12 protein-coding genes and 1 tRNA gene are annotated in these 13,377 nt (G+C 73.7%); 4 read left to right on the top strand and 9 right to left on the bottom strand.

What is annotated here, in order from left to right; genetic code table 11:
- Positions 1 to 35: 35 nt before the first annotated feature.
- From QFZ50_RS09670 to QFZ50_RS09630, 9 genes are all read right to left on the bottom strand, one after another.
- Positions 36 to 563, bottom strand: coding sequence for a hypothetical protein (locus QFZ50_RS09670; RefSeq protein WP_307083708.1), 528 nt, complete (start codon positions 561 to 563; stop codon positions 36 to 38).
- On the bottom strand, positions 560 to 2,107 hold the full coding sequence (locus tag QFZ50_RS09665) for a DUF58 domain-containing protein (RefSeq protein WP_307083706.1): 1,548 nt from the start codon (positions 2,105 to 2,107) through the stop codon (positions 560 to 562). The genes QFZ50_RS09670 and QFZ50_RS09665 overlap by 4 nt, the downstream gene beginning before the upstream one ends.
- Positions 2,100 to 3,119 (bottom strand): AAA family ATPase, encoded by a 1,020-nt coding sequence (locus QFZ50_RS09660; protein WP_307083704.1) that lies wholly within the window; start codon positions 3,117 to 3,119, stop codon positions 2,100 to 2,102. Before QFZ50_RS09660 ends, QFZ50_RS09665 begins: the two co-directional genes overlap by 8 nt.
- Positions 3,116 to 3,574 carry a hypothetical protein gene (locus QFZ50_RS09655; RefSeq protein WP_307083702.1) on the bottom strand — a complete coding sequence of 153 codons (459 nt, stop codon included), beginning with the start codon at positions 3,572 to 3,574 and terminating at the stop codon, positions 3,116 to 3,118. The genes QFZ50_RS09660 and QFZ50_RS09655 overlap by 4 nt, the downstream gene beginning before the upstream one ends.
- Entirely contained in the window at positions 3,571 to 4,305 is a 735-nt protein-coding gene (locus QFZ50_RS09650; protein ID WP_307083700.1) for a DUF4129 domain-containing protein, read from the bottom strand. Before QFZ50_RS09650 ends, QFZ50_RS09655 begins: the two co-directional genes overlap by 4 nt.
- A 116-nt stretch (positions 4,306 to 4,421) precedes the next feature.
- A tRNA-Arg gene (locus QFZ50_RS09645) sits at positions 4,422 to 4,494 on the bottom strand.
- A 90-nt stretch (positions 4,495 to 4,584) separates the two neighbouring features.
- Positions 4,585 to 6,096 carry an FAD-dependent oxidoreductase gene (locus QFZ50_RS09640; protein ID WP_307083697.1) on the bottom strand — a complete coding sequence of 504 codons (1,512 nt, stop codon included), beginning with the start codon at positions 6,094 to 6,096 and terminating at the stop codon, positions 4,585 to 4,587.
- A complete protein-coding gene (locus tag QFZ50_RS09635; protein WP_307083695.1) occupies positions 6,093 to 6,953 on the bottom strand; it encodes an FAD:protein FMN transferase in 861 nt (286 codons plus the stop codon). The genes QFZ50_RS09640 and QFZ50_RS09635 overlap by 4 nt, the downstream gene beginning before the upstream one ends.
- 9 nt (positions 6,954 to 6,962) lie before the next feature.
- Positions 6,963 to 7,514: an FMN-binding protein gene (locus QFZ50_RS09630; protein WP_307083693.1), complete on the bottom strand. Its 552-nt coding sequence runs from the start codon at positions 7,512 to 7,514 to the stop codon at positions 6,963 to 6,965.
- 233 nt (positions 7,515 to 7,747) lie between these two features.
- On the opposite strand from QFZ50_RS09630, the gene argS reads away from it, so the two are divergent.
- The 4 genes from argS to thrC are packed head-to-tail and all read left to right on the top strand — an operon-like array spanning position 7,748 to position 13,376.
- The gene (gene argS, locus QFZ50_RS09625) at positions 7,748 to 9,388 is read left to right on the top strand and encodes an arginine--tRNA ligase (RefSeq protein ID WP_307083691.1); all 1,641 of its coding nucleotides are present in this window, start codon (positions 7,748 to 7,750) and stop codon (positions 9,386 to 9,388) included.
- A 5-nt stretch (positions 9,389 to 9,393) separates the two neighbouring features.
- Positions 9,394 to 10,944: a diaminopimelate decarboxylase gene (gene lysA / locus QFZ50_RS09620; RefSeq protein WP_307083689.1), complete on the top strand. Its 1,551-nt coding sequence runs from the start codon at positions 9,394 to 9,396 to the stop codon at positions 10,942 to 10,944.
- Positions 10,941 to 12,272 (top strand): homoserine dehydrogenase, encoded by a 1,332-nt coding sequence (locus QFZ50_RS09615; RefSeq protein ID WP_307083687.1) that lies wholly within the window; start codon positions 10,941 to 10,943, stop codon positions 12,270 to 12,272. Before lysA ends, QFZ50_RS09615 begins: the two co-directional genes overlap by 4 nt.
- Entirely contained in the window at positions 12,273 to 13,376 is a 1,104-nt protein-coding gene (gene thrC / locus QFZ50_RS09610) for a threonine synthase (RefSeq protein WP_307083685.1), read from the top strand.
- The last annotated feature ends 1 nt before the right edge of the window (position 13,377 follow it).

Genomic DNA, 13,377 nt, shown 5'->3' with positions numbered 1-13,377 from the left:
GGTGGACGGCGGAAGCGCCCAGGGCCGGCACAGCCCTACGCGCGTCGTCCCAGCACCAGCCAGAGCGCCCACCCGGAGAACGCCGCGACCCCGCCGAGCACGACCGCCAGGCTCGAGCCGGCGCCGCCGAGCAGCAGCGCGAGCAGTGCCACGGGCTGCGCCACGACCTGCCGACGCAGGAACGACAGTGCGAGCTCCCGCAGTGCCGCGACACTGATCCACCCGTGCAGGGGGAGGTGCAGGAGCAGGAGGTAGAGGACGAACACGGCGTGGAGCCCGGCGACGAAGGCCAGGAGCCACGGCGACCCGGCGGGCATGTTCACCGCGTAGGCCACGACGAGCAGCAGCAGGGCCAGGAACACCAGGCCGATCGACGGGAGGACCGCGGCGCCGACGGCCACCGCGAGGGGCACGGCGATCCAGGCGGAACCGCCCCAGACGAGCGCGCCGAGCGACCCCGCCGCCAGTGCCGTCGCACCCCGCACCAGGGCCAGCGGGACGAGCCCGCCGCGGTCCGGGACGGCGCGGTCACCCGTGCGGCGCGCGGGGCGTACGGGACTCACAGGACCGCACCCGCGCCGGAGGGTCCGCCGGCGGCTCCGGCGGCTCCGGCGGACCGGCCGTCACCGAAGCGGAGCGGGCGACCGGGGACGCCGGACGTACCCCCGCCAACCGAGCGGGCGCCACCCCGTGTGCTGCCGGCGCTCCGCCTGCCCGCCTGCCGCGCGAGCAGGCGGAGGCCGGTCTCGAGATCGGGGCCGGACGGCGCGAAGAGATCCGCGCCGGCCGCACCGGCCGCTCTGCGGGCAGCGACCTCCGCCGGTGCGGAGTTCACGCCGGGCGTTCCGCCCCGCGTGGCCGTCGACGTGCCCGCGAGGACCGGGATGCCGTCCTCCCGCAGGCCCTCGAGCAGCAGGCGGCGCCGGAGGAGCGTCAGCCGCACGGCCTGGGCCTGGGACGCCGTCGTCCCGCCCGGCAGCAGCTGTGGCACGCAGTCGACGCCGACCACGAGGTGGCCCTGGGCGTGCCACAGGCGCAGCAGGCGCGCCGGCTCGTCATCGAGGAAGGGCGAGAAGACCACGACGACGGCGCCCGGCGGCGGCACGGGGTCCCGGCTGCGGCGCCGTCGGGGGACCACGGACGTCCCTGCGAGCCGCGTACGGATCCGCTCGAGGTGCCGGGCGCCGCCGGCGGAGCGCAGGGCGCGCCGGGTCCCGGACAGGTCGTCCAGTCCTACCCGATCGCCGCCGGCGAGGAAGGAGGCGGCGACCGCCGTGGCGGCGGCCCGCGCCACGTGGAGGGACCCGCTGGTGATGCGGGGACTCCCCGTGGCGAACCAGTCGGCGGTCGACGACGGGAGGTCCTGTGCGGGGTCGACCACGAGGAGGACGGAGGCCTCCGCATCGGCATAGGAGCGCCGCACCATGAGCCTGTCCTGGTCGGTGGAACGGCGGGCGGTGGCGCGCCAGTCGATCCGCCGCAGGGCATCGCCCGGTTGGAGCGGTGCGACCGACCGCAGTTCGACACCCTCACCCGGCCGCCTCGACACGTGCGTGCCGGCGAGACCGAGGAGCCGCCTCGCCACGGGACGCGCGAGGGCCACGCCGACCGGCGGGAGGATGCTGAGGCGCACGGGCCGGCCCGCGATGAAGGACGAGGACCCGGTGACGTCCGCTGGAACGCCGGCCGACGCGTACGACAGGACGTCGCGCTCCCCGGAGGGCGGTGCCCCGACCAGCAGCGGGCACTCCTCGCCGGTCGTCAGCACGAGGCCGTCCGGTGGACAGCCGGGCGCGGCCAGGATCGTCGCGGTGAGGCCGCCCCCGGACGCCCTGCCCGTCGACGGTCCGAGCAGCAGGCGAGCGCGTGCGCCCTGCGCTCCGGGCCGCCGGTCGCTGGTGATGCGGACAGGTGGTTCCTCCCGGCCGCGCGGCCCGGTGCGGGCGGCGAGGGCGAGGAGGGCGAACGGCGCGGCCAGTGCGGTGGTGTCGGGACGGCCGGAGACGAGCCCCGCCACGATGCACAGCAGGGCGAGGACGACGGCCAGGGCGCCCCCGGGGGACCGGCCGGCTCCGGTCCTCCCGGTCCCGGCCCTGCCGCTAACCATGGGGCACGGTCGACGGGGTGGGCACCTCGGCCAGCACATCCCGCACCACGCGCTCGGCGGCGACCCCCTGCGCCCAGGACGTCGGCGTCAGCGTGAGCCGGTGGGCGAGGACCGCCACGGCGCCCTCCTGGATGTCCTCGGGGAGGACGAAGGTGCGCCGGTCGAGGACCGCGAGGGCACGACCGAGCAGGACGAGGCCCTGGGAGCCGCGCGGCGAGGCGCCCACCTCGACGTCGGGGTGGCGGCGGGTCGCCGCGGTGAGGCGCACCGCGTAGTCGATGACGTCGGCGTCGACGCCCACGGTCTCGACCGCTTCCTGCAGGCGCAGCAGTTCGTGCGCCGTCGTCACGTTCGCCACCCGGGTCTCGTCCTGCCGCCGGGCGATGCGCCGCGCGATGATGTCCTGCTCCCCGCCGGCGGCGGGGTAGCCGAAGCGGAGGCGGACCAGGAAGCGGTCCAGCTGCGCCTCGGGCAGCGGATAGGTGCCCTCGAACTCGATCGGGTTGGAGGTCGCGAAGACGTGGAAGGGGCGCTGCAGCGGGAGGGTGGTGCCCTCCACCGACACCTGCGCCTCCGCCATGGCCTCCAGCAGTGCGGACTGCGTCTTCGGGGATGTCCTGTTGATCTCGTCGGCGAGGAACAGCCCTGCGAAGATCGGCCCCGGACTGAACTCGAACTCGCGGGTGGCCGGGTTGAAGATGGAGGACCCGGTGACGTCCGAGGGCAGGAGGTCGGGGGTGAACTGCAGGCGGCGGAAGTCCAGGCCGAGCGCCTGGGCGAGGGTCTTGGCCGCGAGGGTCTTGCCGAGCCCGGGAAGGTCCTCGAAGAGCACGTGGCCGCCGGCGAGGACCGCCGCGAGCGCCAGGCGCAGTGCTTCTTCCGCGCCGACGACGACGGTGCCCGTCCGGTCGAGGACCTCCCGGCCCACCCGGGCGGCCTCCTCCGGCCCGGACTGCCGGGTGGGCCGGCCGGCCGGTGCGGCGGCGGACCCGTTGCGATCGGGGGTGTTCATGGGGTCTCCTGGCGGTGGGCGGGCGGCGGGCCCGGGGTGAGGACGAGCGCTTCGAGTTCGTCGAGGACGGCGCGCAGGTCGCGGGAGGTCAGGGGGAGGGGGGAGGACCGGGCGGTGAAGGCTCGGAGCGCGTCGCTGCGTGGAGCGTCCGGACGGGCCTCCGCCGCTGCGACGGCGAGCCGGTGCACCTCGAGGACCGCGCGGGTGCCGGGTTCCGACGAGGCCAGCGAGAATTCGAGCGCGTGCAGGTCGGCGAGCCCGAGGGCCGGGCCGGGCAGCGGCGGGAGGACGGCGCGCCGGACGTCGACGGCTTCGAGGAGTCCGTTCGCGATGCCGGCCGCGACCGCGGCTCCGGCGAGGGCCGTGGCGTGCCGGGCGTCGAGGCCGAAGAACCACCCCGCGACGAGGGCGAGGGCGACCAGGACGGCGGTGATGACCCAGGCGGAGCGCTTCACGGGGCGTCCGCTCCGGTGCGGGGGGAGGGGAGGACCGCCGAGAGCTCCCGGATGGCGCCGAGAGCGAGCTCCCGGTCGTCCTGCCCCAGGCTCGGGCGGCCCCCGGTGCCGCTCCTGCCGAACCGGGCGCGCTGGTAGAGGCGGGTGAGGGTCGCCAGCGGCGGCAGCGGCAGGGTGAGGGCGGTGGCGGCGGTCGCGGCGAAGTCCGACGTGGTCTGGGCCGGTGTTCGCGCGATGCCTGCCGCCGCGCAGAGGCGCTCGAAGTCGAGCCAGCACCGGATGACGGCGTCCGAGGTGTCCGCTCCGGCCAGCAGGGCGCGCGAGGCGTCCGTCCAGGCCGGCAGGACGTGGGGCGCGAGCGCGGAGGTGTCCTGCTGCTGGAGGCCGGTCTGCTCCAGCAGGCCGTCCTCGGCCTCCCGGAGGGCACGGAACCGCAGCAGGAACCTCAGCAGGAGCGCGAGCGCGGCCATGCCCAGGACCAGCAGCGCCGCCACGGCCCAGTCGCCGCCGATCTCGAGGCGCTCGCCGTCGGGCAGGGGGGCGGGGGTGGCGGTGGCCGTCGGGGCGGGTACGGCGTCCTGCTGCCGGACGGCGGCGGGAGGTTCCACCACGGGGTCGGCCGAGAAGTCCCCCATGAACGCGGCCGCGAGCACGGCGAGGACCAGCATGATCACGGTCAGGACGGCGGGGCCGGCCGATGCCGCGCGCCGGGGCCACGCCTTCGTCGCCACGCCTCCCCCGTCGTCGGTGCCAGTGCGGTCCGAGGGCCGCGTGCTGGTGAGCCTACCAAAAGCAGAACCGCCGCCGGCCTGATGGCCGACGGCGGTGGACTCTGCGTGAGTCGGGGTGCCCTCGATAGGATTCGAACCTACGACCTTCTGCTCCGGAGGCAGACGCTCTATCCCCTGAGCTACGAAGGCAGACACGGTGGTTCCCGTGCCCGTTAGGGACTCGTAGAGCTTAGCAGGTGAGCCCGGCTCGGGAAAACGCCGGGGCCGCCCGCGCGGGGGTCAGTAGCCCAGGAAGGCGTCCGTCGTCACCCGGGACACGCCCGCCGAGCGCACCGCGGCGCGGAAGTCGCCGATGAACCGGGGTGAGCCCGAGACGAGCACCCTGCGCCTGCCGAGATCCGGGACGGCGGCCAGGAGGTCCTCGGCCGACGCATCCGCCCCCGCGTAGGTCCACGTGCCGGGCAGCGGGGGGACACCGTCCGCGGTGGGCAGGAAGAGCACCACGCGGGTGCCGAGGTCGGCCAGTTCGTCGCGGAAGGCGATCTCCTGCTCGTCCCGCACCACGTACACGAGGACGACGTCGCGGGTCTCCCCGCGGGCGGCGAGGTCCCTGAGCTGGCTGAGGAACGGCGTCACGCCGATGCCCCCTGCGGCGAGCAGCAGCGGGACGGACGGGTCCCGCGGCAGGAAGAAGTCGCCACCCACGAGCGTCCCGGTGACCTGCGCGTCCTTCGGCAGGTCGAGCAGGGCCTTCTTGAACGAGCTCCCGGACCCGGTGGTCCGCAGCCCGAAGGTGACGGCGTCGCCCTGCTGGGGTGCGGAGGTGATGCTGAAGACCCGCCGGCTGCCGCGGCTGTCCGCCCCCCGGTGCGGCATGCTCAGCTCCATGTACTGGCCGGCCCGGAAGCGTACGGGCTTCGCCGGGGCGAACACGAGTTCGGTGCTGGTCGGGGTGAGCCGCCGCGACCCCGTGAAGGACAGCCGCACGCCCCGCCGCTGTCCCATCAGGAACGCCACGGCGTTGCCGATCACCAGGGCGAACTCCGGGCCGAGGAACACCGGCCCGGCCGACAGCTGGAGCGCGAACACGGCGGCGACGATCGCCGCGAAGAGCCACTGCTGCCAGCGCAGCGGGGGGAGGGTGAGCGGTTCGGTCAGCATGAACCCGAGCAGGAACAGCACGGGGTAGGACGTCAGGACGAGCTGCAGGCCGGCGCCGGGTGCCATGCCGCCCTGCACCAGGCCCGCCAGCAGGATCCCGAGCGCCACGACGAGGAACACGGCTCCCATGGCCAGCTTCCGGGTGCGGTACAGGAGCAGGGCGGCCCCCACCGCGACGACGGGCAGCATGTAGGCGTTCGCGACCCACCACGCGGCTGCACCGACGCCGAGCAGCGTGGCGACGACGGCGCCCGTCGCGGCGGGATTGAAGATGTGCCGTCCCCGGAAGGCCAGGAGGAACTTCGACGCGCCGGCCGCGGCACCGGCGACGAGGACGCCGCCGAGCCCGGCGGCGGTGGCGGACGGGAACATGATGAGGAACACGATCAGGCCGGTGATGAGGGAGGACTCACTGTGCGGGCGGAGCCGCAGGATGAGCGCCATCACGCGGGTGCCGATGATCGTCCCCCCGACCGCGGCGAGGAGCGAGCCGCCGAGCTCGGCGGGCGGGTAGGCGAGGAGGCCCGCGAGTGACAGGGCGAACGCCTCGAGGGTCAGGACCAGGAGGACGATCAGCGTCAGCCGGTACATGGTCACGCGGCCCAGCAGGCCGTCGAGTGCTGCGGTCATGGGAACAGGGCTCCTTGGAGTGCGGCGGACGAGCGGGCGCGCCCGTCCGAGTACACGAGGACGTAGTCGAAGCCGAAGGCCCGGCCGAGGTCGGCCGGGTCCGCGACGAACAGGGCGGTGCACAGGCCGTCGGCGGTCATCGCGTCCTCGGCGAGGACCCACGTGGCGACGACGGTGTCGACGCAGCGGCCCGTCCGGGCATCGAGGACGTGGTGCAGCCCGTCACCCCACACCCGGCGGTTGGACGCCGAGGCGCACAACGCCCCGACTCCGAGGGGCACCGTGCCGATGGCCGACGACGGATCATAGGGATGCTCGAGCCCGACCGTGATGGTCCCGGCGCCGGCACGCCGCATGTCGCCGCTCGCGTCGACGATCACCTCCTCGTGGCCCGCGGCCAGGAGGTACTCCAGCATCAGGTCGACGAGCTGGCCCTTGCCCGCGGCGCCCACGTCGAGGAGGGCGGGCGCGCTCAGGGTGACGCCGTCGTCCGTCCAGTCCAGCAGGCCGTCCCAGGCGCGGGAGGGCGCGGGCGCCGCCGTGGGGACGAACGAGTACGCGGCATCGTAGCCCAGGGCCGCGAGGCGCTCGCCGACGAGCGGCGAGACCCCGCCGCCGGTCACGTCGTAGAGGGTGCGCAGGAGCCGGCCCAGCGCGGCGCCGTGGCCGGGCAGGGGAAGGCTGCCTCCGGCGGCGGCGAGGGCTGTGACGCCGGAGTCGGCGCGGAAGCGCGAATAGAGGGCGTCGTACTCGCCGGCGAGCTGCAGCAGCCCGGCGCGCTGCCCGGCCGGGAGCGGCGCGCGACTGTCGACACGCCAGCGGGTGCCGATCGCCTCGAAGCTGAAGGAGTCCGCCACGGTACCGCCCTAGAGCCGGGCTTCGCTCTTGATCTTGCCGGTCGCCTCGTTGAAGCCGCCGCTCGTGAGGGAGGACCCGGCCACCTTGTCGACGGCGAGATCGTCGAGCTTCCGGCCCACGATCGCGTCCGAGATGCCGCCTGCGAACCGCTCCTGGTAGATGGTGGTGGTCGGGTTGTCGGGCATGGGCTCCACCTCCACGGCGGTGACGACGTCGGCCTCCAGCGTGATCGTCACGCCCACCTCCTCCCGGCCGGCCGGGGACTGGTACGAGCCGGTCTCCGTGTAGGTGCCGTCCCTGTAGGACGCACCCGAGGCGTCAGCGCCCGTGTCGCCCGCCGCCGGTCCCGTGCCCGACGGTGCCTCCGACGGTGCCTCCGACGGTGCCTCCGACGGTGCCCCCGCCTGCGACCCGGGCGCGGGCGGCTCGGCCTCCGCACCCGCGCAGCCCGCGGCGCCGAGGATCGAGACCGCGGCGAGGGCCGTCAGGACCCGGCGGGGCAGGGGGGACCCGGCGGAACGGGTCGCTGCAGCGGGAAGGGTGTGGGGGCGTGCGCTCACGGGGTGCTCCTGGGGAGATCGCCGGGACGGGGGCCGGGGGCCGGACACCGAGGGAAGGTTGAAGCTCGAACCAACGTACCTGCATCGTCCAACGTTCCGCCGCACGATTCGTTTCCCCCAGGACGAGGGACTCCCGCAGGAGCACGAGGGCCCACCGGGCCCAGCCGTCACCGCCGCTGCCGACCGCGTCACGCGAAGCAGGGCGCGGAGGTCCGCGCCGGTATGCTGGACGGGTGACTCCCGAAGAACTCTCTGCCGCAATTTCCGCCTGCCTGAAGGCCGCCGTCGAGGCGGGCGACCTGCACATCGACCTCCCCTCGGAGGTGCGCGTGGAGCGACCGAAGAACCGGGACCACGGGGACTGGGCCACGAACATCGCCCTGCAGCTCGGCAAGAAGGCGGGCATGAACCCGCGCGACTTCGCGCAGCTCCTCAGCGACCGCCTGGCGGGCATCGACGGCGTCAAGGCAGTGGACATCGCCGGTCCCGGCTTCCTGAACATCACGCTCGACGCCGGCGCGGCGGGCGAGCTGGCCCGCACGATCGTCGAGGCCGGCCCCGCCTACGGCACCAACGAGGCGCTCGCGGGCCACACCATCAACATGGAGTTCGTGTCGGCCAACCCGACGGGCCCGCTGCACCTGGCCCACACGCGCTGGGCCGCTCTCGGCGACTCCATCGCGCGCGTCCTTCGGGCCAGCGGTGCGCAGGTGACCACGGAGTACTACATCAACGACGCCGGCACCCAGATGAACAACTTCGCGGCCTCCGTCCTCGCGACCATCAAGGGCCGGCCGACGCCCGAGGGCGGTTACCCCGGCCAGTACATCGCGGACCTCGGCCGCACCGTCCTCGCCGGCCGCCCCGAGGTGGCGGACCTCGACGACGACACCGCGCTCCCGATCGTGCGCGCCCTCGCCTACGAGGCGCAGATGGCCGACATCAAGGAGACGCTGGCGGACTTCGGCGTCCACTTCGACGTGTTCTTCTCCGAGTCGGCGCTGCACGACGGCGGCGCCGTGGAGCAGGCCGTCGACCGCCTGCGCGAGCAGGGCCACGTCTTCGACGAGGACGGCGCCGTCTGGCTCCGCACCACCGACTTCGGCGACGACAAGGACCGCGTCCTCATCAGGGCCAACGGCGAGCCCACGTACTTCGCCTCCGATGCCGCGTACTACCTCTCCAAGAAGGACCGCGGCTTCCCCGAGAAGATCTACCTCCTCGGAGCGGACCACCACGGCTATATCGGCCGCCTCAAGGCCATCGCGGCCTGCGCCGGCGACGACATGGAACAGAACATCCAGGTCCTCATCGGCCAGATGGTGTCCGTGAACGGCGCCCGGCTCTCCAAGCGCGCCGGCAACATCATCGAGCTGCGGGACCTGCTCGACTGGCTCGGCAAGGACGCCCTGCGCTACTCGCTGGGACGCTCGCCGGCCGACTCGGCCATGTCCATCGATCCCGAGCTGCTGCGGAAGAACACCAACGAGAACCCCGTGTTCTACGTGCAGTACGCCCACGCCAGGACGCACGCCGTCGGCCGCAACGCCGTCTCCGCCGGCGTGGACACGAGCACCTTCGACGCCGCCTCGCTGGGCCACCCCACGGAGGGCGAGCTGCTGGCCGCCCTCGGCCAGTTCCCGGGCGTCGTCGCGCAGTCGGCGACCTTCCGCGAGCCTCACCGCGTGGCCCGCCACCTCGAGGTCATCGCCGGCACCTACCACCGGTGGTACGACGCGTGCCGCGTCGCGCCGCTCGGCGACGCGCCGGTCGAGGACGTGCACCGCTCGCGCCTGTGGCTGAACAACGCCACGCAGCAGGTCCTCGCCAACGGGCTGGACCTCCTCGGGGTCTCCGCGCCGGAGAGGATGTAGCGGTCATGGCGATGACATCCGCCCAGGCATCGCCGCTCGCACCGGAGTGGCTGTCCGTACCCGCCGACCAGGCACGGCTCGACGCGAAACTGTGGGCCGAGGACGTCGACCGCGGGGCCGATGGCGTCGTCCGGGTCGACGGCGTGCCCGTGACCGACCTCGCCGCGCAGTACGGCACCCCGCTGTTCGTCGTGTCCGAGCGCGACTTCCGCACCCGTGCCGCGACGTTCCGCGACGCGTTCGACGAGGCCTTCGCCGACCTCTGCGGTGGCGTGGACGTGTTCTACGCGGGCAAGTCGTTCCTCTGCACCGAGGTGGCCCACTGGGTCCGGGAGGAGGGCCTCGGGCTCGACACCTGCTCGGGCGGCGAGCTCGCCGTCGCCCTCCGCGCGGGCCTGCCGGGCTCCCGGCTGGGCCTGCACGGGAACAACAAGTCCGCCGCCGAGATCGTCCGCGCCATCGACGCCGGCCTCGGCCGGATCGTCGTCGACAGCATCCAGGAGGTCGCGCTCGTCGGCGACCTCGCCGTGCAGCGCGGACGGACGGCCAACGTCATGCTGCGCCTCACGCCCGGCGTCCACGCGCACACGCACGAGTTCATCGCCACGGCCCACGAGGACCAGAAGTTCGGCCTCTCCCTGACCACCGACCAGGGCCCGGGGCAGGGGAGCGGCGGTGACGACGCCTCCTCGCCGGCCGCCCGCGCCGTCGCCGACGCCCTGGCCCACCCCGGCATCGAGCTCCTCGGCGTGCACTGCCACATCGGGTCGCAGATCTTCGAGCCGGAAGGCTTCGAACTCGCCGCACAGCGGCTGCTCGGCTTCCTGGCGGAGGTCCGCGACCGGCACGGCGTCGAACTGCCCGAGCTCGACCTCGGCGGCGGCTACGGCATCGCCTACACCGAGGCCGACGAGCCGCGTCCCGCCCGGGAGATCGCGCAGGCGATGGCCGCCGTCGTCGGGGCGACGTGCCGGGACCTGGGACTGGCCGTGCCCCGCATCTCGATCGAGCCCGGCCGGGCCATCGTGGGCCCGAGCACGTTCACCCTCTACACCGCCGGCACCACCAAGACGGTCCGCGTGGACGCGGCGGCCAACGGCTCCGAGGTCCTCGAGGACACTTCCGTTACGCACCCGCGGCGCTATGTGTCGGTGGACGGCGGCATGAGCGACAACCCCCGTCCGGTGCTCTACGGCGCGGATTACTCGGCCGTCCTGGCCTCACGGACACCCGAGGCGGCCCCCGTGCTCTCGCGCGTGGTTGGCAAACACTGCGAGAGCGGTGACATCGTGGTGCGGGACGTCTACCTCCCCGAGGACATCGGGGCCGGTGACCTCCTCGCCGTCCCGGGCACCGGGGCCTACTGCTGGGTGCTCTCGAGCAACTACAACTACCTGACGCGTCCGCCGGTCGTGGCGGTCGTCGACGGGGTCGCGCGGCTGATCGTGCGCGGCGAGACGGAGGAGGACCTGTTCCGCAGGGACGTCCAGCGCGAGCCCGCCTCGCCAGGGAAAGCAGAGCCCGCCACGGATTCAGGAGCCTCACGGACAGCATGAACTCACCAGCCACACCCTCCGCAGGACCCCTGCGCGTAGCCCTGCTCGGCTGCGGCAACGTCGGCGCGCAGGTCGCCCGCATCCTCCTCGAGGACGCGGAGAACCTCGGCCGCCGCGCCGGCGCCCCGCTCCAGCTCACCGGCGTCGCCGTCCGCAGCCTCGACGCCCCCCGCGACGTCGACCTGCCGGCCGGGCTCCTCACGACGGACGCCGAGGCACTCGTCGAGGACGCCGATATCGTCATCGAGCTCATGGGCGGGATCGAGCCGGCCAAGTCGCTGATCCTCCGGGCGATCGGCCACGGCGCCACAGTGGTCAGCGGCAACAAGGCGCTCTTCGCGCAGGACGGCCCCGAGCTCTACGAGCAGGCCGACGCCGCGGGCGTGCAGCTCTCCTACGAGGCCGCGGTGGCGGGCGCCATCCCGATCCTCCGCCCCATCCGCGACAGCCTCTCCGGCGACCGCATCACGCGCGTGCTCGGGATCGTCAACGGCACCACCAACTACATCCTCGACCAGATGGACTCCACGGGAGCCTCCTTCGCGGATGCGCTGAAGGCCGCCCAGGACCTCGGCTACGCCGAGGCGGACCCGACGGCCGACGTCGAGGGCCACGACGCCGCCGCGAAGGCCGCCATCCTCGCCTCGCTGTCGTTCCACACGCGGTTCGCCCTGGAGAACGTCCACTGCGAGGGCATCACGTCGGTCACCGCCGACGACATCGCGGCCGCCGCGGAGGACGGCTACGTCATCAAGCTGCTGGCCATCGCGGAGATGCTCACCGACGAGGCGGGGGCGGCGGGCGTCGGCGTCCGCGTGCACCCCACCCTGCTGCCCCGCTCCCACCCGCTGGCCGCAGTCCGCGGCGCGTTCAACGCCGTGTTCATCGAGGCGGAGAATGCCGGCGAGCTCATGTTCTACGGCCAGGGCGCCGGCGGCACCCCGACGGCCTCCGCCGTCCTGGGCGACGTCGTCAGCGCCGCCCGGCGGATGGTGCTCGGCGGTCCCGGCCGGACCGAGACCACCACGGGCCACGTACCGCCGCTGAGCATCGACACCGTGCGCACCAGCTACTGCATCGGGCTGGAGGTCGCCGACCAGCCCGGCGTCCTCGCCCGCATCGCGCAGATCTTCGCCGAGAACGGCGTCTCCATCGAGACCATGCGCCAGCGCATCCACCAGGGCGGGCCCGACGGCGGCACCACCGCCGAGCTGCGGATCGTCACGCACCGCGCTCCGGAGGCGTCCCTCGCGGCGACCGTGAAGCAGGTCGCCGCGCTCGAGGTCATCACCGCCGTCTCGTCCGTGCTCCGAGTAGAGGGAATCTAAGTGGCCCACCAGTGGCGCGGAGTCATCCGCGAATACGCCGACCGCCTGCCCGTCACCGACGCCACCGAGGTCATCACCCTCGGTGAGGGCGGCACGCCCCTCGTGCATGCCCGGCACCTGTCCGAACTGACCGGATCCACCGTCTACCTCAAGGTGGAGGGCATGAACCCCACGGGGTCCTTCAAGGACCGCGGCATGACCATGGCGATGACCGCCGCCGTCGCCGCCGGTGCCAAGGCCGTGGTCTGCGCGTCGACGGGCAACACCTCCGCGTCCGCCGCGGCCTACGCCACGCAGGCCGGCATCACGTGTGCCGTGCTCGTGCCGGACGGCAAGATCTCCATGGGCAAGCTGAGCCAGGCGATCGCCCACGGTGCGCAGCTCCTGCAGGTCAACGGGAACTTCGACAACTGCCTCGACGTGGCCCGGAAGCTCTCCGAGGCGTACCCGGTGTTCCTCGTGAACTCGGTCAATCCGGCGCGGCTCGAGGGCCAGAAGACGGCCGCCTTCGAGGTCGTCGACACCCTGGGCGACGCCCCCGACTACCACCTCATGCCGGTGGGGAACGCCGGGAACATCAGCGCGTACTGGAAGGGCTACAAGGAGTACGCGGCGCCTTACGCCTCCCTGGAGCACGGCGAGCTCCCCGCTGTCGCCACGCGCACGCCCATCATGTGGGGCTTCCAGGCCGAGGGCGCGTCGCCGCTGGTGAAGGGCCACCCCGTCACCGAGCCGGACACCATCGCGACCGCCATCCGCATCGGCAATCCCGCGTCCTGGGACTTCGCCGTCGCCGCGCGGGACGAGTCCGGCGGGCTCATCGACGCCGTGACGGACGAGGAGATCCTCGACGCGCACCGCTGGCTGTCCGCCCGCGAGGGCGTCTTCGTGGAGCCCGCCTCGGCGGCCGGCGTGGCGGGACTCATCAAGAAGCACGCGGAGGGCCTCGTGCCCACCGGGAAGACCATCGTCATCACCGTGACGGGCCACGGCCTGAAGGACCCGCAGTGGGCGCTGCGCATGGCGGACGGCTCGGACGTCGAGCCCACCAAGGTGGAGTTCGACGTCGTCAGCGTCGCCGCCGCGCTCGGGCTCGAGGACTGAC

It is taken from the genome of Arthrobacter agilis, from assembly GCF_030816075.1.
Classification (GTDB): Bacteria; Actinomycetota; Actinomycetes; order Actinomycetales; family Micrococcaceae; genus Arthrobacter_D; species Arthrobacter_D agilis_E.
Note: the sequence above shows the minus strand (reverse complement) of the source record. Positions and strands in the feature narration are given on the sequence as shown.

Excerpts from the sequence above, each read along its gene's own strand:
- QFZ50_RS09665 (WP_307083706.1), bottom strand. The coding sequence starts at position 2,107 with ATGGTTAGCGGCAGGGCCGGGACCGGGAGGACCGGAGCCGGCCGGTCC.
- QFZ50_RS09660 (WP_307083704.1), bottom strand. The coding sequence starts at position 3,119 with ATGAACACCCCCGATCGCAACGGGTCCGCCGCCGCACCGGCCGGCCGG.
- QFZ50_RS09640 (WP_307083697.1), bottom strand. The coding sequence starts at position 6,096 with ATGACCGCAGCACTCGACGGCCTGCTGGGCCGCGTGACCATGTACCGG.
- lysA (WP_307083689.1), top strand. The coding sequence starts at position 9,394 with ATGGCGATGACATCCGCCCAGGCATCGCCGCTCGCACCGGAGTGGCTG.
- QFZ50_RS09615 (WP_307083687.1), top strand. The coding sequence starts at position 10,941 with ATGAACTCACCAGCCACACCCTCCGCAGGACCCCTGCGCGTAGCCCTG.